This is a genomic window from Lentzea sp. CC55 (genome assembly GCF_021056325.1).
Classification (GTDB): Bacteria; Actinomycetota; Actinomycetes; order Mycobacteriales; family Pseudonocardiaceae; genus Lentzea; species Lentzea jiangxiensis.
This window is the reverse complement of record NZ_JAJCXE010000033.1, coordinates 53,839-75,347: the sequence shown is the minus strand read 5'-3', so window position 1 is coordinate 75,347 and position 21,509 is coordinate 53,839. Positions and strand designations below refer to the sequence as shown.

At 70.7% G+C, this 21,509-nt stretch carries 19 protein-coding genes and 1 pseudogene; 10 read left to right on the top strand and 10 right to left on the bottom strand.

Annotated elements, in window-relative coordinates; translation table 11 throughout:
- Positions 1-89: 89 nt before the first annotated feature.
- The 5 genes from L6E10_RS25665 to L6E10_RS25645 form a co-directional block, all read right to left on the bottom strand.
- On the bottom strand, positions 90-1,967 hold the full coding sequence (locus tag L6E10_RS25665) for an AarF/ABC1/UbiB kinase family protein (RefSeq protein ID WP_236222170.1): 1,878 nt from the start codon (positions 1,965-1,967) through the stop codon (positions 90-92).
- 89 nt (positions 1,968-2,056) lie between these two features.
- Entirely contained in the window at positions 2,057-2,449 is a 393-nt protein-coding gene (locus L6E10_RS25660; RefSeq protein ID WP_236222169.1) for an SSI family serine proteinase inhibitor, read from the bottom strand.
- A gap of 87 nt (positions 2,450-2,536) precedes the next feature.
- Positions 2,537-3,406, bottom strand: a complete 870-nt coding sequence (locus L6E10_RS25655) for an SGNH/GDSL hydrolase family protein (RefSeq protein WP_236222167.1) — start codon at positions 3,404-3,406, stop codon at positions 2,537-2,539.
- A 151-nt stretch (positions 3,407-3,557) separates the two neighbouring features.
- Complete coding sequence (locus L6E10_RS25650; protein ID WP_236222165.1) at positions 3,558-4,409, bottom strand: hypothetical protein; 852 nt, start codon at positions 4,407-4,409, stop codon at positions 3,558-3,560.
- Positions 4,406-5,353, bottom strand: coding sequence for an SPFH domain-containing protein (locus L6E10_RS25645; RefSeq protein WP_236222163.1), 948 nt, complete (start codon positions 5,351-5,353; stop codon positions 4,406-4,408). Before L6E10_RS25645 ends, L6E10_RS25650 begins: the two co-directional genes overlap by 4 nt.
- A 99-nt stretch (positions 5,354-5,452) precedes the next feature.
- On the opposite strand from L6E10_RS25645, the gene L6E10_RS25640 reads away from it, so the two are divergent.
- On the top strand, positions 5,453-6,151 hold the full coding sequence (locus L6E10_RS25640; protein WP_236222161.1) for an NUDIX domain-containing protein: 699 nt from the start codon (positions 5,453-5,455) through the stop codon (positions 6,149-6,151).
- A 340-nt stretch (positions 6,152-6,491) separates the two neighbouring features.
- Here the strand turns inward: L6E10_RS25640 and L6E10_RS25635 are convergent, their stop codons facing one another.
- Positions 6,492-7,499: a Gfo/Idh/MocA family oxidoreductase gene (locus L6E10_RS25635; RefSeq protein WP_236222159.1), complete on the bottom strand. Its 1,008-nt coding sequence runs from the start codon at positions 7,497-7,499 to the stop codon at positions 6,492-6,494.
- A gap of 198 nt (positions 7,500-7,697) precedes the next feature.
- Here L6E10_RS25635 and L6E10_RS25630 point away from each other — a divergent pair, with 198 nt between their 5' ends.
- Positions 7,698-8,984, top strand: coding sequence for a bifunctional o-acetylhomoserine/o-acetylserine sulfhydrylase (locus L6E10_RS25630; protein WP_236222157.1), 1,287 nt, complete (start codon positions 7,698-7,700; stop codon positions 8,982-8,984).
- The gene (locus tag L6E10_RS25625) at positions 8,984-9,997 is read left to right on the top strand and encodes a homoserine O-acetyltransferase (protein WP_236222155.1); all 1,014 of its coding nucleotides are present in this window, start codon (positions 8,984-8,986) and stop codon (positions 9,995-9,997) included. The genes L6E10_RS25630 and L6E10_RS25625 overlap by 1 nt, the downstream gene beginning before the upstream one ends.
- Here the strand turns inward: L6E10_RS25625 and L6E10_RS25620 are convergent.
- Entirely contained in the window at positions 9,960-10,646 is a 687-nt protein-coding gene (locus L6E10_RS25620; protein ID WP_236222153.1) for a TioE family transcriptional regulator, read from the bottom strand. The genes L6E10_RS25625 and L6E10_RS25620 overlap by 38 nt on opposite strands.
- Before the next feature lie 78 nt (positions 10,647-10,724).
- On the opposite strand from L6E10_RS25620, the gene L6E10_RS25615 reads away from it, so the two are divergent.
- Positions 10,725-11,840 carry an erythromycin esterase family protein gene (locus L6E10_RS25615; protein ID WP_275677025.1) on the top strand — a complete coding sequence of 372 codons (1,116 nt, stop codon included), beginning with the start codon at positions 10,725-10,727 and terminating at the stop codon, positions 11,838-11,840.
- Here the strand turns inward: L6E10_RS25615 and L6E10_RS25610 are convergent.
- On the bottom strand, positions 11,812-12,318 hold the full coding sequence (locus L6E10_RS25610; protein WP_191301702.1) for a hypothetical protein: 507 nt from the start codon (positions 12,316-12,318) through the stop codon (positions 11,812-11,814). The two genes, L6E10_RS25615 and L6E10_RS25610, sit on opposite strands and share 29 nt — an antisense overlap.
- 120 nt (positions 12,319-12,438) lie before the next feature.
- On the opposite strand from L6E10_RS25610, the gene L6E10_RS25605 reads away from it, so the two are divergent.
- The 4 genes from L6E10_RS25605 to L6E10_RS25590 are packed head-to-tail and all read left to right on the top strand — an operon-like array spanning position 12,439 to position 15,983.
- The gene (locus L6E10_RS25605; protein WP_236222149.1) at positions 12,439-13,557 is read left to right on the top strand and encodes a sensor histidine kinase; all 1,119 of its coding nucleotides are present in this window, start codon (positions 12,439-12,441) and stop codon (positions 13,555-13,557) included.
- Positions 13,554-14,207 (top strand): response regulator transcription factor, encoded by a 654-nt coding sequence (locus L6E10_RS25600; protein ID WP_236222147.1) that lies wholly within the window; start codon positions 13,554-13,556, stop codon positions 14,205-14,207. Before L6E10_RS25605 ends, L6E10_RS25600 begins: the two co-directional genes overlap by 4 nt.
- Positions 14,208-14,259: 52 nt before the next feature.
- A complete protein-coding gene (locus L6E10_RS25595) occupies positions 14,260-14,964 on the top strand; it encodes an alpha/beta hydrolase (protein WP_236222146.1) in 705 nt (234 codons plus the stop codon).
- Positions 14,961-15,983, top strand: a complete 1,023-nt coding sequence (locus L6E10_RS25590; protein ID WP_236222144.1) for an acyltransferase — start codon at positions 14,961-14,963, stop codon at positions 15,981-15,983. Before L6E10_RS25595 ends, L6E10_RS25590 begins: the two co-directional genes overlap by 4 nt.
- Positions 15,984-17,352: 1,369 nt before the next feature.
- Here L6E10_RS25590 and L6E10_RS40935 read toward each other — a convergent pair.
- Positions 17,353-17,586 (bottom strand): annotated as a pseudogene (locus tag L6E10_RS40935) (hypothetical protein); the annotation flags it as partial.
- A gap of 346 nt (positions 17,587-17,932) precedes the next feature.
- Positions 17,933-18,505 (bottom strand): TetR/AcrR family transcriptional regulator, encoded by a 573-nt coding sequence (locus L6E10_RS25580; RefSeq protein ID WP_090095041.1) that lies wholly within the window; start codon positions 18,503-18,505, stop codon positions 17,933-17,935.
- A 485-nt stretch (positions 18,506-18,990) separates the two neighbouring features.
- Between L6E10_RS25580 and L6E10_RS25575 the strand changes: the two genes are divergently transcribed.
- Positions 18,991-19,776, top strand: coding sequence for an SGNH/GDSL hydrolase family protein (locus L6E10_RS25575; RefSeq protein WP_236222142.1), 786 nt, complete (start codon positions 18,991-18,993; stop codon positions 19,774-19,776).
- Positions 19,777-19,915: 139 nt separating this feature from the next.
- Positions 19,916-21,508, top strand: a complete 1,593-nt coding sequence (locus L6E10_RS25570) for a carboxyl transferase domain-containing protein (protein WP_236222140.1) — start codon at positions 19,916-19,918, stop codon at positions 21,506-21,508.
- The last annotated feature ends 1 nt before the right edge of the window (position 21,509 follow it).

Here is a 21,509-nt window from a genome sequence, read left to right as displayed (position 1 = left end):
GGTGACTGACTTCGCAATCACCACCGCACCCGGAGGCCTCACCCATGATCAAGCCGACACACCGTCACCAACGTGTTGGCCAGGTACATCTAGGACCGGGGCCGGAACACCGTGACGACCACGCGCAGGCCGAGCAGCACGCTGATGATCAGCAGGTTGTAGCCCAGCACCTGGTAGAGGCCGATGTCCTGGGAGATCCGCGGCCCGCCGGAGGAGCCGAGCAGCAGCACCGCCATCACACCCGCGGTCGCGCCCAGCACGGTCAGCATGACCTGGTGCAGCAGGCCCGTGACGAACATCCGGTCGCGTTCGTCCGCGAACAGCCTCATCGACATGCTCAGGCGTCCCTGCTCCATCGCGCCGGTGATCCGGTCGACGCGCCTCGGCAGGCGGCGCAGCATCGGCAGCACCGCCTGGAGCTCCTCGGCCATCGTCCGCCGCACCGACTCCGGCGTGAGCCGTTCGGAGATCTGCTCGGCGGCGAACGCCCGCGACTCGACCACGATGTTGAAGTCCGGCGCGAGCACCGCCAGGGTGCCCTCCAGGGTGGCGAGGGCACGGAAGACCGCCGCGATCTCCGGCGGGATGCTCAGACCGAACCGCGACACGATCAGGAACAGGTCGCCGAACATCTCCACGTCCGGACGCATGCCCGCGCCGAGGTGGCGGGCCATGAACTGGCCGAGCGCGCGCTCCAGCCGTTGCTCGTCGATGTCCTCGGGCCGTGAGGTCAGCTCCAGCAGCGCGTCGGTGAGGCCCGCCGGGTCGCCGCGGTCGATCGCGAGCAGCAGGCGTTGCAACGCCGAGCGCAGCGCGGAGTCGATCCGCCCGACCGAGCCGAAGTCGAGCAGGCCGAGCCGCCCGTCGTTCAGCAGCAGGACGTTGCCGGGGTGCGGGTCGGCGTGGAAGACGCCGTCGAGCATCACCTGGCGCAGCACGAACCGCAGCAACGTCCGCGCGAGGCCCTCGTCCTCGGCGGCGCCGCGCAACGGCACGCCGTCGAGCCGGTCCATGACGAGCACGCGGGAGGTCGACAGGTGGACGTGGGGGAGTCCGACCGACGAGTCCGAGGCCGCCGCGACGGCCGTGATGTTGCGGGCCTCGATCTTGAAGTCGAGCTCCTCGCGCAACGCGGCCGCGAAGCCCGCCGCCAGGTCCCGCACGCCGAGCGCCGCGCCCCAGCGCGTGCGGTGCAGCGTCTCGGCCAGCCGGGACACGATGTCCAGGTCGCCCTCGGCCGTAGCGCGCACATCGGGCCTTTGCACCTTCACGACGACCTCGGCGCCGGACTTGAGCACGGCCCGGTGCACCTGCGCGATCGACGCCGCCGCCAGCGGTTCCGGATCGACCTCGAGGAACGCGTCGAGCCCGACCTCGGCGTCGAGCACCGCCCTGACGTCGTCCCACCCGGCCGGCGGCACCTTGTCCTGCAGCAGGCTCAGCTCGTCGACGAAGTCCTGGGGCAGCAGGTCGGCGCGCGTCGACAGCACCTGCCCGAGCTTCACGAACGTCACGCCCGCGTCCTGCAACGCGAGCCGCAGCGAGCGGGAGAGGCCCGTGGCGGTCCGTTCGCGGCCGCGCAGGTAGGGACCGAGGCCGTGGCGGAACGCGATCGCGGTGATCCGCGAGTACCGCCGGGTCCGCGCGATCCGGCGCCGCGCCATGCCCCACCACTCGGTGGGAGGCGGGATCGAGCCGGTCGGGACGACGATCTCCGCGAACGCCAGCAGGGCGATCACGGCGAGGACGGACAGTCCGAGTTGGAGCGTCACCAGCCCGGCGGACGGCTCGGTGCTCGTCTCGCCGAAGGCGCCGCGGGCGGCGGACATGGCCAGCAGGCAGGCCAGCGCCGTGCGGACCAGGCCGATGCGCAGGCCGAGGATCCTGCGCGCCGCCAGGGCCATGCCCAGGACGAGCAGTACGAACGTGACCGGAAAACCGATCGTGTAGACCAGGAAGTCCCCCATGCTCCGCAGCCTAGGTGCTGGGAGCTGAACGCCACCGGCGTTCCAGCGCGACGGCGGTGCGCTGGAACACCGGTGACGCGGTCAGGGGGTCAGAAGTCGAAGACCTTGCCGGTGTTCGCGCGCAGCACGCACGGGTTCGAGTACACCTGCTGGAAGTCGATCCTCTTGGTGCGCCACTTGCCGCGCAGCGTCGCCTTCGTGGGGTTGAGCTCCATCGTGCACATCGCGCCGACCTCCCGCAGCTTGCGGAAGTCGCCTTCGACGGGCACGAGCTGGTCGCACGCCTGCTGGGCGTGGCGGTGCACACCGCCCGCGGGCTCGCAGTTCAGCTGCGTGGTGCTGATGGTGCCCCTCTCCGGCTGCACCGACAGCGTCAGGCCGGAAGCGGGGAGCAGTGCTGTCAGGGGTGCCGCCTGGGCCGTCGCGGGGACGAGCGGTGCGGCGAGCGCGAGACAGGCAAACAGAAGTCGGGTCCTTGCCATGCCACCACTGTGGCGCGGCGAGGACCCGCGGTTCCATACAACCGAGCGGTAACACCGGATCGTGTAAACCGTCGGAACTCCGTGCAACTAGACGCCCGCGGACTCCGTCCCGGCGAGCGCCTTCGCCACCTGGTCACCGACCGCGGCCATGCCCTTGGCGTTCGGGTGAACCGGGAACGCGGGGCTGGTCGGGATGATGCCCTCGACCCACTTGTCCCACGGCGCCGCGCACGTGTCGCGACCGAGGCTGATGTCGTAGGGGTTCACGAACGTGGCACCGGCGGCCTTCGCCTGGGCGCCGAGCATTCCGTTGAGCCGCTGCTGCACGGTGTCGAGGTACGGCACGTCGCCCCTGGAGATCGGCACGACCGGCCAGCACCCGCCGGACGGCGGCAGGATGCGCAGGTAGCCGACGACCACGACCTTCGCGCCGGGGCTGCGCTGCTTGATGCCGGCGAGCACGGCGGCCACCTTGGCGGCGGTGGCGTCGACGCGCTGGGCGAGCTCGTCGCCGTAGGTCGCCTCGCAGGGAGCGCCGTTCGGGTCGAGCACGCTCTTGCCGGCGCAGGTCAGGATGATGTCGGAGAAGCCGATGTCGTTGCCGCCGATGGAGATGGTGACGAGGTCGGTGTCGGCTTTCAGGGCGGAGAACTGCGGCACGGACTGGCCGGGGACGCCGCTCTGCACGCCCGCCATGTCCTTGGTCTGGGCGCCACCGCAGGAGATGTCGGTGAAGTTCGCGATGCCGAGCCTCTTCGCGAGGACGGACGGGTAGTTCTGCGTGGACTTGAAGCAGCTCAACGGGTCGAGCCGCTGCAACGGGATGAACGGACCGGACACGAACGAGTCCCCGAGCGAGACGTAGTTCCGGTACTGCGGGGCGGCGTGGGCGTGCGGAGCCAGCAGGGCCGCGAAAAGGGCCGTGAGCAGGGAAACAACAGTCACTCGGCGCGTCATTGCTACCTCGTTACCGAAGAGTAGGAACGTAGGACGAAGGGTGACCGGACCACTGCGCAGTGTCAATCCCTCGACCAGGCTGGAACGATGACGCGGGGTGCGGGAAGGCCGCTTGCCGTTGACTCGAACGGGGTGCCCCGGGCGGCGCGGTTCAGCGCACCAGGCGGAGCCGGCGTGCGGCGAGCCCGATGCTCAGCCGCTGGCCCCAGCCCAGTCGCAGCGCGTCGCTCTCGATGCCGTCGCCGAACGCCACCAGCCCGTCGGACTCGACCTCGACGTCAAGCGGCCGGTCGGTGATCTCGCCCTCGGTGCGCTCGACGCCGGTGCCCGGCGACGGCCAGGCCTCCCGCACGAACCAAACGAGCCTGCGTTCCGCCGGGCCCGGCAGCGCGAGCGTGCTCTTCCGCTCGCGGTGGGCCGAACTGCACCAGCCCGTCGCGCCCGTGCCGGTGCCGACGAGGATTCCGGACGAGGCCTGGCGTTCGCCCAGGACGCGGTAGCGGCTCGTCTGGTGGCCGGGGTGACCGACGTAGACCTCGTTGAGCGCGTGGAGGGTCTGCCCGTCGTCCGACCGCGCCTCGACCATCGTGCGGTCCTCGGTGTTCCCCGTGCTGTGCAACAGTTCCGCGGCATCCGCGGGGGAGTGCTTCGCGAGCACGCCCCGGTCCGGGTTGATGCCGATCACGGGCTGGCCGTCGAGGTACTTGGCGACGTTCGCGACCAGCCCGTCCTGCCCCACGACGACGACTACGTCCTCGGGCGCGAACAGGAACCGCGACAGGTCTTCCCTCTCGACCGCGCCGCGGCGCCAGTCCAGCGGGATCGCGGAGCTGACGTCTCCCAGCGCCCTGCGGGTCTGCTGGTCACGGTCCACCACCTCGTCCAGGGTCCTGCCGCGGGACTTCAGGAAGAACTCGACCTGCCCCCGCGTGCCGTGTCGTGCCAGCAACTCTGTCAGTTCGGTGCGCCGGTGCACCAGCACGATTCGCGGAGCGAGGCTCATCGCGCGAGCCGCTGCAGGATCGGCTGGACGATGTCCGGGGTCAGCGTGATGCTGCCGATCTCGGGCAGGTTGCCGGCGAGCTCCTTGGCGGCCAGCGCGTACAGCGTCTCCTGCGGGACGTCCCGGTAGGCGTCGAGACGTGCCTTCTCGCCGGCGGCCTCGGCCTCGGCGAGCTTGCGGATGCCCTCGGCCTTGACGTCGTCGGCGATGCGGCTCGCCCTGGCGTTGTCCTCCGCCTTCCTGAGCGCGTTCGCACCTCGTTGCACCACAAGCAGTTCCTCGCGCTTGGCGAGCTCGATCTGGTTCTGCAGCTCGTTCTCGCTGATCGCCCGCTCCCGCTCGACGGCCATCGCCCGGCGCTCGTAGGTGGCCTTGTCCGCCTCCTGCTGGACCTTCTCGCGGACGGTGGTCCGGAGCGCCTTCTCGAGGTCGGCGTCCGGCCGGATGGCGACCACGCGGACGTCGATGATCTCCAGGCCGATGTGGTGCGCGGTCAGGTTCTCGGTGACGCTGAGCTTGACGCGTTCGACACCGGTGCGGATGGCGGTGTCGAGGTCCAGCGTGCCGAGGATCTCGAGAGCGTGCTGCTGGGTGCTTTCGGTGAGGGTGTTCGCGATCTGGCTCAGCGGGTCCTGCCGCCAGGTGCCGGTGTCGGGGTCGATCGAAAAGTCGATCCTGCTGGTCGCGACCTCCGGGTCGGTGCAGCGGTAGGTGACGGTCAGCTGCACCGTGACGTCCTGGTAGTCGTGCGTCCGGGCGTGGAAGAGCATCGGCAGCTCGCGGTCGTCCACCGGGACCTCGCTCAGGACGGCGGTCCTGGGGCGGAACCAGAAGCTCAGGCCGGTGCCCTCGTGGACCACCTGGCCGTTCCTGACGTGTCTGATGTGGACGGTGGGTGCTCCTCTGAGGTGGCGGAGTCCGGGGTAGGTGCTGATGTCGGCCATGGGGGGTTGGGCTCCTGTTCGGGTCCGGTCCGGCGGGGACCGGTTCGCCGGGTGGGCTCGTCGGGGTCGCCTGGTTTTCGTCGATCTGACGATAAGCCTATGCTCTGCGTTGTGTACTCGCCAAGTGATTTCCCTCCCTTCGCGGTGACGGTCGACCTCGTGGTGCTGACCGTGCGGGCTGACGCGCTGTGCGCGCTGCTGGTCAGGAGGGGGGAGGCGCCGTTCCGGGGGCGGTGGGCGTTGCCCGGCGGGTTCGTGCGGGTCAGCGAGTCGGTGAATGCCGCCGCCGCTCGCGAGCTGGTCGAGGAGACCGGGGTGTCCGGGCTGCACCTCGAGCAGCTGGGGACCTACGGGGAGCCTCGGCGGGATCCCCGGATGCGGGTCGTCTCCGTCGCCTACCTGGCGTTGGCGCCGGATCTGCCCGTGCCGGTGGCCGGGACCGATGCCGCGGCGGCGTCCTGGGTTCCGGTGGCGGAGGTGTCGTCGCTGGCCTTCGACCACTCGGTGATCCTCGCGGACGGGGTGGAGCGGGCCCGGGCCAAGCTGGAGTACACGCCGCTGGGGACCGAGTTCTGCCCCGCCGAGTTCACGGTGGCCGAGCTGCGGCGGGTCTACGAGGTGGTCTGGGGGGTGACGCTGGACGCCCGCAACTTCCACCGGAAGGTGACCGGGGTGGAGGGGTTGCTGGAGGCGACCGGCGGGAGCACCTCCCGGGACGGGGGACGGCCGGCCGCTTTGTACCGGCGAGGGGCGGCTTCCGCGTTGCATCCGCCGTTGGTTCGAGGGGGTGGGGCTTGAGGTGGGGTTGCTCGGGGCTCCGCCCCGGACCCCGCCGATCTGATCTGAAGCCGGGCCGGCGCCGGTCGCGGGTTGATGGCACGCCTGGTGCGTTGGGCGGCTTGCTGTTGCGTTGGTGGTTGCGTTGGTGGGGTGGCTTCGTCACAAGTCGAGCCAAGAGCGGGCCACACCAAGGGAGGGGTGTCACGACTCGTGACGAAGCCACCCCACCCGGAGGGTCCTGGAAAGACGGCTCGCCTTCGGCTTCGCGGTGGTCCGTCCTCAGCGTTGCTCGCCTGCGGCCCCGTGCCATTCCGCCTCGCCCCGAGTCCGAAGGGGACCCCTGCGAGCGTGCGCGGGGTCAGAGGCGGACGGAGTCGCCTGTCGCGGCGGATTGCTTGGCTGCCTCGATGACCTCCAGGCCCGTGACCGCGTCCTGGGGTGAGACGGGGGCCTCGCCTGCGGCTACTGCTGCGTAGAAGGCCTGGTAGGCGCCTGGTTCTGTGCGGTGGGGCCGGCCGCCGAGGGTGCCCCAGGCCGACTCGGGTTCTTCGCCCCAGCCCGGACCGGCCGGGGTGTCGCCTGCTTTGAGGCGGTCTTCCTGGGGGTCCATGCCGTACTTCACGTAGGCGGCGTCGTGGCCCAGCACGCGGAAGCGCGGACCCAGGTCTGCTGCCAGTGCGCTCATCCAGAGGTGGGAGCGGACGCCGCCCTCGTGCTGCAGGGAGAGGAAGACGTCGTCGTCCGTCTTGGCGCCGGGGCGGACGGTGGCGATTTCCGCGTGGACCGACGTCGGGCGGCCGAAGAGGGCCACGGACTGGTCCACGAGGTGGGTGCCGAGGTCGAAGAGGATGCTGCCGAGGTCGGCCGGGTCGCCGGATTCCTTCCACGAGGACTTGATCTCCGGGCGGTAGCGCTCGAAGCGGGACTCGAACCTGTGGACCTTGCCCAGGGCGTTGTCGGCGAGGAGGCGGCGGACCGTCAGGAAGTCGCCGTCCCAGCGGCGGTTGTGGAACGGGACGAGCATCAGGCCGCGTGCGGCCGCGATCGAGGCCAGGGCTCTCGCTTCCATCGCCGAGCCCGCGAAGGGCTTGTCGACGACGACGTTGAGGCCGTGTTCGAGGACTTGGCGGGCGTGGGTCGCGTGGAAGCGGTTCGGGGTCGTGATGACGACCAGGTCGAAGTCGCCGGTCCAGACCTCGTCGAGGGAGGACAGCAGGCGGGCACCGGGGTAGCGATCGGCCACCTCTGCCTGGCGCCGGGGGTTCGAGGTGACGACGGCCGAGAGTTCCAGGCCTTCGGTTGCCTCGATGAACGGGGCGTGGAAGGCCGCCCCACCTAGTCCGTAGCCGACGAGAGCTGTGCGCATGCGATCAGCCTATGCGGTCTCACCTGTTGGACGGGGTGTCCACAGGACCATGTGGACCCTTACATTCGTCGACCATGACCATGCCGCTGGTTAGCCGACGCCACGTCGATTACGTGCGCGTCACCAGCATGGCCTGTCGTTGCTCTCGTTGATCCCGGCCCTCCCCCCAGCAATCAGCGAACGTTCTGGAGCACAGCCATGTCCTGGTCCTTTGAGACGACGCAGATCCACGCGGGCGCCGCGCCCGACCCGGCCACCGGCGCTCGCGCCACGCCGATCTACCAGACCACCTCCTACGTCTTCCGGGACACGCAGCACGGTGCGGACCTGTTCGCGCTCGCCGAGCCCGGGCACATCTACACGCGCATCAACAACCCCACGCAGGACGTCCTGGAGCAGCGGGTCGCCGCCCTCGAAGGGGGCGTGGCGGCCGTTGCCTTCGCGTCCGGGTCGGCTGCCGGGACGGCGGCGATCCTGAATCTCGCCCGGGCCGGGGACCACCTCGTGTCCAGCGCCTCGTTGTACGGCGGCACGTACAACCTGTTCCACTACACGTTGCCGAAGCTGGGCATCGAGGTGTCCTTCGTGGACGATCCCGACGACCTGGACGCGTGGCAGGCCGCGGTGCGGCCGAACACCAAGCTGTTCTTCGGCGAGACGCTCGCGAACCCGCGCAGCCACGTGCTCGACGTCGAGGGCGTCGCCGGGGTCGCGCACGCGAACCAGGTGCCGCTGATCGTCGACAACACGGTGCCCACGCCCTATCTGCTGCGGCCGTTGGAGCACGGCGCGGACATCGTCATCCACTCCGCCACGAAGTACCTGGGCGGACACGGCACGGCCATCGCCGGTGTGGTCGTCGACGGCGGCAAGTTCGAGTACGGCGCCGAGAAGTTCCCCGACTTCCACGAGCCCGACCCCAGCTACAACGGGTTGCGGTACTGGCCGGTGCTCGGGCACGGGTCCTTCGCGGCCAAGCTGCGGGTGCAGGGGCTGCGGGACACGGGCGCGGCCATCGCCCCGCTGACCAGCTTCCTGGTGATCCAGGGCATCGAGACGCTGTCGCTGCGCGTCGAGCGGCACGTGCAGAACGCGCAAGCGCTCGCCGAGTGGCTGGAAGGGCGCGACGAGGTCGAGAAGGTCCACTACGCGGGCCTGCCGTCGTCGCCGTTCCACGCCAACGCGCGGAAGTACCTGCCGAAGGGCGCCGGCGCGGTCGTCAGCTTCGAGCTGCGCGGCGGGGTCGCGGCGGGGCGGGCGTTCGTGGACGGCACGAGCCTGTTCAGCCAGCTGGTGAACATCGGTGACGTGCGGTCGCTGATCGTGCACCCGGCTTCGACGACGCACAGCCAGCTCTCGCCGGAGGAGCAGCTCGTCACGGGTGTCACGCCCGGTCTGGTGCGCCTCTCGGTCGGGCTGGAGGGGCTCGAGGACCTCAAGGCGGACCTGGAGGCGGGCTTCACCGCGGCGAAGTCCGAGCTGTAGTGGGCGGCTGGCGCTTCGGCGACCCGAACGGCCGGCGGAAGTGGTTCAGCCACGCCGAGCCGTTCGCGGGGCTGCCGGGTTTCCAGCTCGCGTACGAGACGTGGGGGACCTTGAACGCGGAGGCCTCCAACGCGGTGCTCGTGCTCCACGCCCTCACCGGTGACAGCCACGTCGCCGGGGGCGCGGAGCCGGGCCACCCCACGCCGGGCTGGTGGAACTACCTGGTGGGAGAGGGAAAGCCGCTCGACGGGTGGTTCGTGGTCGCGCCGAACGTGCTGGGCGGCTGCCAGGGCAGCACCGGGCCCTGGCAGCACCCCGAGTTCCCCGGCATCACGATCCGCGACCAGGTCGCGGCCGAGGTGCACCTCGCCGACCACCTCGGCATCGAGCGGTGGGCCGCGGTGCTCGGCGGGTCGATGGGCGGGATGCGCGCGGTCGAGTGGGCGGTGAGCCGGCCTGAACGGGTGGAGTCGTTGCTGTTGCTGGCGACGACGGCGGCGGCGTCGGCGGAGCAGATCGCGCTCGCGTCCGCCCAGGTGCACGCGATCAGGGCCGATCCCGTCGAGGGGCTGGGAGTCGCGCGCCGCATCGCGCACATCAGCTACCGCAGCGAGCAGGAGTTGCAGGCCCGGTTCGGCAGGAGGAAGCAGGAGGACGGGCGGTTCGAGGTCGAGTCCTACCTGGACCACCACGCGGCGAAGCTCACCAGGAGGTTCGACGCGGCCAGCTACGTCACGCTCACCGAGGCGATGAACTCGCACGACGTCGGGCGCGGCCGGGGCGGTGTCCAGGCGGCGTTGCGGCGGGTCACCGCGCGCACGATCGTCGCGGGCGTGGACTCGGACCGGCTCTACCCCTTGGCGCAGCAACGGGAACTGGCGGCGGGCATCCCCGGCGCCGACGAGCTCAGGGTGATCGAGTCGCCGTACGGGCACGACGCGTTCCTGATCGAGAGCGAGCAGGTGGGCGCACTCGTCACGGAGCTGGTGCCCGTGCGGTCAGGTACTCGTTGAGCCGGGCGGAGGCGGCGAGCATCGCGAGGCCTTGAGCTCTCAGGCGGCGGCGCCAGTCGGCGAGGGCGGCACCCAGCGAGCCGGTGCCGCCCGCCGTCCGGATCTGCTCGACCACCAGGGCGATGCGCGCCAGCGGGTAGCCGCCGCGCCGCAGCAGGTGGGCGAGCTCGGCGTCGCGCACGTCCTCGGCGCGGAACACGCGGTAGCCGGTGGGTTCCCTCGGCGGGACGAGGATTCCGGCCTGCTCCCACGAGCGCAGCGTCGCCGGGGTGACGCCGAGGCGGCGGGCCAGCTCGCCGATCGAGCGCGGCCGCGGCACCGGTTCGACGTCGGCCAGGTCCCGCACGGCGCGGCTGACCGAGTCGAGCGTCGCGCGGTCGCGCAGGAGCTGTTCGTGACCGCGGCCGACGGCCAGCAGCACGTCGTCGACCGCGCCGGCGTGCACGGCGTTCATGATCTGGCCCGCGCGGAGGTGGCCGAACGCCGGGACCAACGCGACGAACGCGCGCAACGCGGCGGCGTGGACTTCGGTGTAAACGCGGTAGCCCGACGGCGTGCGCTCGGCGGGCGGGAGGAACCCGGACCGCTCGTAGTTGCGCACCGCCTGGGTCGAGATGCCGTGCTCGCGGGCGAGGTCAGCTGGGCGCACGTTGAGACTTTAACCGCTCGTTCCAGCCCCAACTGAGCGAAAGCTTCAACGGAGCTTTCAATGTTACGGTTGAACCACATGAGCCAGGACATTCGCGAGTTCATCACCCCCTTCACCGAGCTCCTGGGATTCGGCGAGCCGACCCACCTCGAACACGCCCACACGTGGATCCGCAACGAGCTGTTCGAGCAGCTGGCGGGTCTGGGCTTCCGCTCGATCGCGCTGGAGTCCTGCCGGATCCGGGGGCTGGCCGTCGACGACTTCGTCCACGGCGGACCGGGCGACCTCGACACGATCATGAAGGAGGGCTTCTCCCACTCGTTCGGCGAGAACTGGCCCGCCAACCGCGAGCTCGTGCAGTGGATGCGCGAGTACAACTCGGACAAAGCGCAGCAGGAGCAGCTGTCGTTCCACGGCTTCGACTTCCAGACCGAGACGGCCAGCGCGCCCAGCCCGCGCCCGTACCTCGAACACGCGCGCGACTACCTCGGCGAGGACGTGGACCTCACGGTCGACGACGAGGAGTGGGGCCGCGACGAGGCCGTCATGGACCCCGCCCGGTCACCGGGGCGGTCGGCGGAGGCCGTCAGGCTGCGTGAGATCGGCACAGGGATGCTCATGCGGCTGCACGAGCGGAAGAGCACCGACGAGGCGTGGGCGCGCGCTGAGACGTACCTGACGGCCGGTTTGAGCCTCCTGCAGTACCACCGGGAGTGCGCGGAACCGAACCCGCTGGGCGTGCGCCTGAACCGCCTGTGCCAGATGCGCGACGGCGTGATGGCGCGGAACCTGCTGGAGATCCGGCGCGCCGAGGCGGCGAAGGGCCCGACGTTCGTGTTCGCGCACAACGCCCACCTGCAGCGCACCGGCAGCTCGATGGAGATGGCGGGCGAACGGGTCGAGTGGCTCTCCGCGGGCGCGCTCGTGGCGCCGGTCCTCGGTGACCGGTACACGGTCATCGGAGGCACCCTCGGCCGCAACGACACCTTCGGGCTGGGCGAGCCGGACGGGGCGACCCCCGAAGGGCAGCTGCAGGGCCGGTTCACCACCTGGGGCGTCACCGCCGACAAGCCGCGGGGCACGACCCGCACCGACACGAGGCCGGAGATGGGCTACTTCCCGCTCGACCAGCACCTGATGGACGGTGTGGACGCGCTGCTGCACGTCAGGGTTGGTCGTCCAGTGACGCGGTGATCCACGAGGCGACGGGCAGGTCGCGCGTCTCGCACTCGATCGCCAGCTTCAACGTCCACCGCAGGGCTTGCAGGACCACGGTCGCGAGCTCCTGCGGCTGGCCGTTGGCGAGGGCGATCTCGATCTGCTCCGACGCCGCGTCCTGGTCGCCGTGCACCTCGGCCAGCAACGCGCGGATCGCGGTGCGCACGGGCGGGTCCGCGTCGTCGATCTGGACCTCGTTGCCCTCCTCGTCGAACACCTGCATCTTCACCGGGGTCGCGCCGCCGGAGCCGAGCGCGCTCACCATGCTGCTGCACTCGGCGAACAGCAGGAGCACGAGCTCACGGATCTCCTCGTTGCCCTCGGGCGACCCGCTGAGGTACCCGGTCACGAGGTCCACCGCCACAGCGTCTTCCCCGGCCCTGGCGGCAGCCAGCGCCTCACCGGCCACGGCGGTGAGCCGTGACCAGCGATCTGGATCCTGTGGTGGTTTCACAGGTACTGCCTACCGCGCGGTGTCACGCGTTCGCAATGCCCCATCTTGATCAGAGTCATACCGGGGTATGTCACTCCGCAGGTCACTGTGCGGATTCGCGGATCCACCTAGCATCGGCTGGTGTTCCGCGCGCTGTACCGAACCGTTCTGGGGCCCGACCGCACCCGAGTGCTGGCCAGGGCGCTCGGTCGGCTGCGCATCCCGGTGCACGCGGCGTTGATCGTCTACGCCTTCGTGTGGGCGGTCGTCGCGAGTGCCGGCTACGTGCGCCAGGAGGACTCCGACGGCTGGTGGGTGGTCATCTTCCTGGCGACGGTGGTGCCGTACGTGCTGCTGATCTGGTCGCCCCTGCACGCCTGGCGGCTGGCCGCGCTGACGTTCTACCCGGTGAGCCTGCTGTGCGGCGGTGAGGGAGCCGCCCCCTTCCAGTACTGGACGGCGGTCCCGCTTCTCGTGGCAGTCGCTGCCTTCTACTCGCGGCCGATCGTGATCAGCGCCACGCTGGTCAGCATGGGCGTGGTCGTGGCCTCCGAGCCGCAGGCCGCGGACATGGCGTTCTTCGTACCGATCATCGGCACCGTGGTGTACCTCTTCGGCGCGCGCGGCAGGGCGGAACGCGAGCTCGAAGAGGAGCGGGACGCCAAGGCCGCGCTCGAGGAACGCGCCCGCATCGCGCGCGAGATGCACGACGTGGTGGCGCACCACATGTCGATGGTGGTGGTCAGGTGCGAGACCGCGCCCTACCGGCTCAGCGGCCTGGGCGAGGACGCGGAGAAGGAGTTCGCCGAACTCGGCGAGGCCGCGCGTGAGGCGATCACCGACATGCAACGGCTGCTGGGCGTGCTGCGCAGCAACGGGGAGGTCGCGCAACGCGAGCCGCAACCCGGCATCAGCCGCATCCCGGAGCTGACGAGGCCCGGTGACTCGGCCGAGGTCGACGTGGACGACGTTCCGGAGGCGGTCGGCCTCACCGCGTACCGGATCGTGCAGGAGGCGCTCACGAACGCGACCAGGCACGCGCCCGGCTCCCGGGCGTCCGTCCACGTGCGCCGCGACGGCGACCGGCTGGACGTGCTGGTGCGCAACACCGCGGGCGGACCGTCCAGGGGTGGCGGCAGCGGGCAGGGTCTGGTGGGGATGCGGGAACGCGTGGCCGTGCACGGTGGCACGCTGACCGTGAAGTCGACCGAGGACGGCGGGTTCCTGGTCAGGGCGAGAATTCCGTTGGGGGACAAGTGATCAGGGTGGTCGTGGTGGACGACCAGGAGATGGTGCGCGAAGGGTTCTCCGCGCTGCTGGACGCGCAGGACGACATCGAGGTGGTCGGCGCGGCGGGCAACGGCGTGCAGGGCGTCGCGTTGGCGCGTACGGTCAAACCCGACGTCGTGCTGATGGACATCCGCATGCCGGAGATGGACGGGCTCACCGCCACCCGGCTGCTGCTGGACGGGTCGGACGACGTCAAGGTCCTCGTGCTGACCACGTTCGACCTCGACGACTACGTCTACGACGCGTTGCAGGCCGGCGCGAGCGGGTTCCTGCTCAAGCACGCACCCGCCCGCGAGCTGCTGGGCGCCGTCCGCGTGGTGGCCGCGGGGGAGGCGCTGCTGGCCCCGTCGATCACCAAGCGCCTGATCGAGGACTTCGTGAGGTCGCGCCGCGGTGAGCGCGTCCGGCCCGCGCAGCTGTCCGTCCTGACCGAACGGGAGACCGAGATCCTCCTGCTGGTCGCGCAGGGCCTGTCGAACTCCGAGATCGCCGCGCACCTCGTGCTGGCCGAGCAGACGGTCAAGACGCACGTGAGCCGCGTGCTCATGAAACTGGGGCTCCGCGACCGCGCCCAGGCCGTCATCGCGGCGTACGAGAGCGGGCTCGTGGTACCGGGGTAGTGGCACCGCGGGGTGACGATCCGGGGCCCGTCGTCTTCCTAGCTTCTGGGGCATGCGCCGTGCCGTTCTGTTCCTCCTGCTGATCGCCCTGCCGTCGGTCGCCCCGTCGATCTCGCAGTGGCGGTCCGACGTCGCCCGCCGGGTCGCGGTCGTCGGCGACCTGGGCACCGCCCGCGACGTCGTGGTCGTCGTGCCGGGGTCCGACGTGGACGTCGACCGGTTCGACCGCACGATCGGGAGGATGGCGGTCAACCTGCACGAGCAGGCCGGCCGCGACGACCTCGCGGTGATCGCGTGGCTCGGCTACCGGACGCCGCAGGGGCTCGGCGTCGACGCGATGACCGGCTCGCTGGCCCGGCAGGGCGCCGCCGAACTGGTCGACTTCGTGCGCGCATTGCGGACCGACGCGCGCATCCACGTCTTCGGGCACAGCTACGGCTCGGTGGTCGTCGGGCTCGCGGCGCCCGACCTGGACGTGGCGGACATCGTCTTCACCGGAAGCCCCGGCGTGCGGGCCGGTTCCGCGGGCGAACTGGGCACGCGCGCCAAGGTCTGGGCGGTGCGGCTCGACGGCGACTGGATGCGCTTCGTGCCGAACGTCCGGTTGTTCGACCTCGGGCACGGCACCGATCCCGCCTCGGACGGCTTCGGCGCCTCGGTGCTGCGGTTCGGGGGCGGCAAGCACGACACCTACTACGAGCCGGGCAGCGAGACCCTGGCCGCGCTCGTGCGGATCGCCTCGGGGGAGCAGCTGTGAGAAACCCGTTCATCGACGCCGTGCGCGCTATCGCCGTCGTCACCGTCGTGCTCGGCCACTGGCTGGTGACCGCGCTGGTGGACACGCCCACCGGCATGCACATCGACAGCCCGCTGCGGCACTTCTCCGCGCTCACGCCGGTGTCGTGGGTGTTGCAGACGCTGGGCCTGTTCTTCTTCGTGGGCGGGTTCGCGGCCGCGCACTCGAAGACGCCGTTCTTCGCCAGGGTGAAACAGCTCGCCGTGCCCACGTCGCTGATGCTGGCCTGCTGGGCGGCCGTCCTCTTCGGACTGGTGCTGCGCGGGGTCGACCAGGCGACGGCGTGGAACATCGGGTTCCTGGTCACGACGCCGCTGTGGTTCCTCGGGGTCTACCTGGTGCTGCTGGCGATGAAACCGTTGGTGCGCCTGCTGGACGAGCACTCGTGGGGTGTGCTCGTGCCGGTGGCGCTCGTGCTGGTGGTCCCGTACGCGGTGTGGTGGGCGGCCTGGCAGCTCGGGCACTCGCTGGCGCGCAGGAGGATCCCCGGCCCGCCACTGCTGGTCCTGGGCGTGCTCGGGTACGCGCTGCTGACGACGTTCGGCGGCTACCCGGCGGCGGCGGTCGGCATCCCCGGCGAGGTGGTCTCGAACCTGAACCCGCCGAACTACGCGACGCTCGCGCTGGCGTTCGCCCAGATCGGCCTGGTGCTCACGATCGCGCCGCTGCTGAGCCGGCTCGGCACGGCGGCACCCGTGGCGTGGCTGAACCGGCGGGCGCTGGGGATCTTCCTGGCCCACCAGAGCGCGCTGGTCACCGTGACGCTGGCGCTCAGCGCGTGGGGGCCGCTGCCGGGGCTCCAGCAGCCACCGGACCATCCGGACTGGGTGTGGCAGCGGCTGCTGTGGCTGCCGGTGTGCGCGGCCGTGACCTGGGGATGGCTGCGAGCACTGCGAGGCCGATCGCCGCGGCGTGCAGCACCACCACCGGGGGAGCCGGGTCCAGCGCCAGCATCGGCGGTACGCACGCCAGTGCCGTGAGCAGCCACGGCAGGCGGGTGTCGCAGCTGCCGTGGCGGGCGGTGTGGATCAGGTACCAGCCGAGCAGGAGGTGGATGAGGTTCTGCAGCGGGTCGACCGGCAGCAGCACGAGCACCCCGTCACCGAGGAACCCGCTCACCACGAACCCGAGCACGCCGAGCGTCCCGAACGACACGCCCATGCCCGTCGCGAGGCGCGTGCGGTGCGACTCGTGCGACAGGCGCGGGAACCGGACCAGGCGCCGTTCGAAGCGGTGGAACACGAGCACGAGCGGCACCAGCCCCAGCACCAGCCAGATCGGCGCCTGCGTCAGCCCGAGCAGGCCGACCAGCGCGCCCAGCACGGCCAGGTACGCCAGGTACAACGTCATCGGTGAGCGGCGGGCGAAGTCGACGACGTGCCAGAACGGGCCGTCGAGCCACGTGCTGGCCCGGCCGCGCGCGAGCAGCGCCAGGCAGACCTGGGCCACGCCGAGCACCATCATCGAGCGCGGGTAGCCGCTGAAGAACACCAGCGCCGGGAGCGTGATCGCGCCCAGTGCCGCCAGCACCCGCCGGGACAGCCGCTGCAGCGTGCCGTCGGCGTAGAAGAAGCCGGCCTGCTGCATCAGCAGCGCGCCGACGACCAGGTTCGCGTACCCGCCGGTCCTCCAGTCCGTCGACGTGCGGGCGACCTCGACGAACAGCGTCACGAGCACCAGCACGAACGGCGTGGTGCGGCGGAGGTTCCGGTGCAGCCACGCGGCGGCGGGCGTGGCGGCCACCGCGAGCAGGTAGACCCCCAGGAACCACAGCGGGTGCGTGATCAACCGGCTGTACTCGTCGACCTCCACGTCCAGCAGGTTCAGGCCCGCGAACAGCACCACCCACAGCAGCACGAACGCCAGCACCGGCCGCAGCAGCCACGACGTCCGGCTGGACACCCAGCACCCGAAGCCGCCCTGGTGCGCCTGCCAGCTGCGCAGGTTCGCGTGCCCGCCGGCGAAGAAGAACAGCGGCACCGCCTGCAACGTCCACAACCAGGGCGTGCCGACGCCTCGCAGGTGCGCGAGCGTCGCCACCGTCTCGCCCAGCACCAGCAGCGCGAGGCTGAACAGCCGCAGGAACGTCGCGTAGCGGTCCTGCTCGGCGTGGGCGAGGACCGGCGGCAGCGCGTTCGCCTCGCCGCGCGGACCGTCGTCGCGGCGCCGTCCGTGCAGGCGTGCCAGCAGGAGGAACACCACGACGGCGCTGCCGAACGCCCAGGCCACCACGGGCTCGTGGCCCGGCGCGCCCCACCGCTGCCGCCAGGAGTTGAACTGCAGGCCCAGCGCGTAGGCCTCGGCCACCACGTGGCAGCGCTGCTCGGCGCCGCGCGGGTTCAGCCGGCACTGGGTGTGCAGGTCGGCCGCGAGCCGGTCGTCCAGCGCCCTGCGCGCGTCCGGTCCCAGCGGGTCGCCCTTGTGGTCGGCGTAGCGCAGCAGGTCGTAGCCCAGGTCGTGCGCGCGGCACGCGGTGCTGAAGTCCCACTCCGTGTCCCCGGCGGGCCCGGAACAGCCACCGCCGGCGTCGACGACCCGCAGCGTCCCGTCCGGAGCCTTCACCGTCTTCGGGTCGCGCCCCATCTCGCGGGCGAAGTCCGACGGCAGGTTCACGTGGGGGTCGTGCGTCGCGGACGGCGACACGAACGCGTCGACGGCGTTGGCCGCGGCGATCACGTCGGCGGTCGGCGGTGTCCCGCCGTCACCGGTGGCGGGACGGGAGGCGATCACCCCGCAGACGAACACCGCGAGCGTGATCACCGTGAACCGGAACCAGGCCGGGAGCCGGAGGAGGAGTTTGCGCGCACCCATCGCCGGGCAGGTTACGGAAGGGTCTCGGCCGACCGCCAGTTCGCCAGGTCAGCGCCGTGCCATCGGTCGATCGGCGGATGCGGGCCGAGGACAGCGCAGCCCACCGGCGCGGCCTGCTTCAGGACCTCACGACGGCGGGCGTCAGCGAGGCGAGCGCCATGCGCGACAACAGCGCCGCCATCTGGTCGCGGTCGAGGTGGGCGCTGTGCGGCGTCGAGTTGATGAGCCCGAACACGGCGTGCGCGGCAGCACGAGCCGTCGGCTCGTCGAAGTCCGGAACCGTGTGCCGGATCGTCTCCACCCACACCTCGACGTAGCGGCGTTGCAACGCGCGCACCCGCCGCCGGTCCGGATCCGTGAGGTTCGCGAGGTTGCGCATCTGCACCGTGATGAGCGCGGGATCGTCCAGCGCGAAGTCGACGTGCCACCCGATGAGCTCCCGCAACGCCTCATCGGCACTCGTCGCGGCGTCCACCCTGGCCTGTCCGCCGTCGAGCAACCGCTCGGAGATGGACGTCAGCATCTCCCCGAGCATCGCGTCCTTGCTGCGGAAGTGCCGGTACAGCGCGGGCCCGGAGATCCCCACAGCGGCACCGATGTCGTCGATGCCCACGCCGTGGAAGCCGTGCCGCGCGAAGAGCTCGGCCGCGGCGTTGAGGATCTGGTCCCGACGTGAGGGTTTCTCAGCCACACGCGCAGGTTAGCAGGCGTTTACCTGACGTCGTGTCCCTGCGATCGGGCCGCCCTACGGGCACGCGCGAGGTGCCGGCAGCGGTCGCCAATGCAGGGCAACCACCATTCGAACCGCACGCACGTTGCAATCATCCGCACCCGCCAACGCAAACCAACCACGCACTCAAGCCAGGCGCGCGCACTCAACCGGACAGTCGCAATCGCAACCCCGGCGCTTCGTCCCGACCCGCGCAACACCCTCGCAACGCAACCCGACCAACAAATCGCGACCCACCCCGCTGGAATCGCACCAACCAACGCAAGCCGCCCCCCGAACCGCGCCGAAGGCGATCCAGCCCCAAACCCCCGTCGTCCGATGGGTGGAATTTCCGCAGGTACAAGCCCCAAATGTTGACTATTGACCAATACTTCACACAGGTCTTACCCGTGGGTAACGATGAACCCGCACTGCATCAACCCCTGCGGCCCCTTCGGGAGTCTTCGATGCGTTCTGCTCACTTCCTCGCCTCGGTGGTCACCGCCGCCGCGGCGGTCATCGCCCTCGCCAACCCGGCGAGCGCGGCCCCCGTCAACTACGTGGCTCTCGGCGACTCCTACGCCTCGGGCCTCGGCACCGGCAGCTACGACGGCACCAGCGGCAGCTGCAAGCGCGGCCCGTACGCCTACCCGGCCCTGTACGCCGCGGCGACAGCCCCGGCCACCTTCAAGTCCGTGGCCTGCTCCGGTGCGCGAACAGGTGACGTGGTCACCCAGGCCGGCGCCCTCACGAGTGCCACGAACCTGGTGACCGTCCAGGTCGGCGGCAACGACGCCGGCTTCACCGACGTGATCACCACGTGCACGTTCGGCTCGGATCAGGACTGCGTCAACCGGGTGAACACGGCCAAGAACTACGCCGCGAACACGCTTCCCGGGCTGCTGAACAACGTCTACGGCACCATCAGGTCGAAGGCCCCGTCGGCGCGCGTGGTCGTGCTCGGCTACCCGCGCATGTACAAGGTGCCGGGCACCTGCAACGTCGGCCTGAGCGACACCAAGCGCGCCGCGATCAACTCCGGGTCCGACGCCCTGCACAGCACCATCAGCGCGCGGGCGGGTGCGGCCGGGTTCACCTACGTCGACGTGCGCGGGGTGTTCAGCGGGCACGAGATCTGCTCGTCGAGCTGGTGGCTCAACAGCCTGAGCTGGCCGGTCGAGGAGTCGTACCACCCGAACCGCGCCGGGCACGCCAGCGGCTACCTGCCCGCGCTGCGGGGTGTCGTCGGCTAGGGAATTCCGGAACGTGGGAGTGCCTGATCAGATGGCTGACCTGCGATCAGGTCACTCTCCGGCCGCTTCGGTGGACCGTCAGGTGAGCGGGCGTTAACATGGCCTTGTTAACGCCCGCTAACCTTGAGGTCTGGGGAGCATGGACGCACCTGTCCTGCGCAGCGCCGCCGAGCCGTCGGAGCGCTACGCCAAGGAGCACACCGCGCTCGTCGACGAGCTGCGGAGCAAGCTCGCCACCGCCGCGCTAGGCGGTCCCGAGAAGGCACGTCAGCGCCACGTCGACCGCGGCAAGCTGTTGCCCCGCGAACGCGTGGACACGCTGGTCGACCCCGGTTCGCCGTTCCTCGAGCTGTCGCCGCTGGCCGCGAACGGCATGTACGGCGACGAGGCGCCGGCCGCGGGCATCATCACCGGCGTCGGGCGGGTCTCCGGGCGCGAGTGCGTGATCGTCGCGAACGACGCCACGGTCAAGGGCGGCACGTACTACCCGATCACGGTCAAGAAGCACCTGCGCGCACAGGAAGTCGCGCTGCAGAACAACCTCCCGTGCATCTACCTCGTCGACTCCGGCGGCGCGTTCCTGCCCAAGCAGGACGACGTGTTCCCCGACCGCGAGCACTTCGGCCGGATCTTCTACAACCAGGCCACCATGTCGGCCAGGGGCATCCCGCAGATCGCCGCCGTGCTCGGCTCGTGCACCGCCGGTGGCGCGTACGTGCCGGCGATGAGCGACGAGGCGATCATCGTCAGGAACCAGGGCACGATCTTCCTCGGCGGTCCGCCGCTGGTGAAGGCCGCGACCGGTGAGGTGGTCAGCGCCGAGGACCTCGGCGGCGGCGACCTGCACTCGCGCACGTCCGGCGTCACCGACCACCTGGCGGAGAACGACGCGCACGCGCTGAGGATGGTCCGCTCGATCATCTCGACGCTCGGCCCGCGCGCCCGGCGGCCGTGGGAAGTAGCGAAGACCGAGGCGCCCGTGGTCGACCCCGACGACCTCTACGGCGTAGTGCCGACGGACTCCCGGACGCCCTACGACGTGCGCGAGGTGATCGCGCGGATCGTCGACGGCTCGAAGTTCCAGGAGTTCAAGAAGGAGTACGGGCAGACGCTGGTCACCGGCTTCGCGCGCATCCACGGCCACCCGGTCGGCATCGTCGCGAACAACGGCATCCTGTTCGGCGAGTCCGCGGTCAAGGGCGCGCACTTCATCCAGCTGTGCGACAAGCGGTCCATCCCGCTGGTGTTCCTGCAGAACATCACCGGCTTCATGGTCGGCCGCGAGTACGAGGCGGGCGGCATCGCCAAGCACGGCGCCAAGATGGTGACGGCGGTGGCCTGCGCGCGCGTCCCGAAGTTCACCGTGATCATCGGCGGCAGCTTCGGCGCCGGCAACTACTCGATGTGCGGCCGGGCGTACTCGCCGCGGTTCCTGTGGATGTGGCCCAACGCCCGCATCTCCGTGATGGGCGGGGAGCAGGCGGCGTCCGTGCTCGCGACGGTCCGCCGCGACCAGCTCGGTGACGAGTGGTCCGCTGAGGACGAGGAGGCGTTCAAGGCGCCGATCCGCCGGCAGTACGAGGACCAGGGCAACCCGTACTACTCGACCGCGCGGCTGTGGGACGACGGCGTGATCGACCCGCGGGACACCCGCACGGTGCTCGGCCTCGCGTTGTCCAGCGCGGCCAACGCCCCCATCGACGATGTTTCCTACGGCGTCTTCCGGATGTGAT

What these genes read in the sequence shown, in the direction of transcription:
- L6E10_RS25630 (WP_236222157.1), top strand. Translation starts at nt 7,698, where the DNA reads ATGTCCTGGTCCTTTGAGACGACGCAGATCCACGCGGGCGCCGCGCCC.
- L6E10_RS25635 (WP_236222159.1), bottom strand. Translation starts at nt 7,499, where the DNA reads ATGCGCACAGCTCTCGTCGGCTACGGACTAGGTGGGGCGGCCTTCCAC.
- L6E10_RS25645 (WP_236222163.1), bottom strand. Translation starts at nt 5,353, where the DNA reads ATGGCCGACATCAGCACCTACCCCGGACTCCGCCACCTCAGAGGAGCA.
- L6E10_RS25640 (WP_236222161.1), top strand. Translation starts at nt 5,453, where the DNA reads ATGCTCTGCGTTGTGTACTCGCCAAGTGATTTCCCTCCCTTCGCGGTG.
- L6E10_RS25615 (WP_275677025.1), top strand. Translation starts at nt 10,725, where the DNA reads ATGAGCCAGGACATTCGCGAGTTCATCACCCCCTTCACCGAGCTCCTG.
- L6E10_RS25655 (WP_236222167.1), bottom strand. Translation starts at nt 3,406, where the DNA reads ATGACGCGCCGAGTGACTGTTGTTTCCCTGCTCACGGCCCTTTTCGCG.
- L6E10_RS25570 (WP_236222140.1), top strand. Translation starts at nt 19,916, where the DNA reads ATGGACGCACCTGTCCTGCGCAGCGCCGCCGAGCCGTCGGAGCGCTAC.
- L6E10_RS25665 (WP_236222170.1), bottom strand. Translation starts at nt 1,967, where the DNA reads ATGGGGGACTTCCTGGTCTACACGATCGGTTTTCCGGTCACGTTCGTA.
- L6E10_RS25660 (WP_236222169.1), bottom strand. Translation starts at nt 2,449, where the DNA reads ATGGCAAGGACCCGACTTCTGTTTGCCTGTCTCGCGCTCGCCGCACCG.
- L6E10_RS25595 (WP_236222146.1), top strand. Translation starts at nt 14,260, where the DNA reads ATGCGCCGTGCCGTTCTGTTCCTCCTGCTGATCGCCCTGCCGTCGGTC.
- L6E10_RS25650 (WP_236222165.1), bottom strand. Translation starts at nt 4,409, where the DNA reads ATGAGCCTCGCTCCGCGAATCGTGCTGGTGCACCGGCGCACCGAACTG.
- L6E10_RS25575 (WP_236222142.1), top strand. Translation starts at nt 18,991, where the DNA reads ATGCGTTCTGCTCACTTCCTCGCCTCGGTGGTCACCGCCGCCGCGGCG.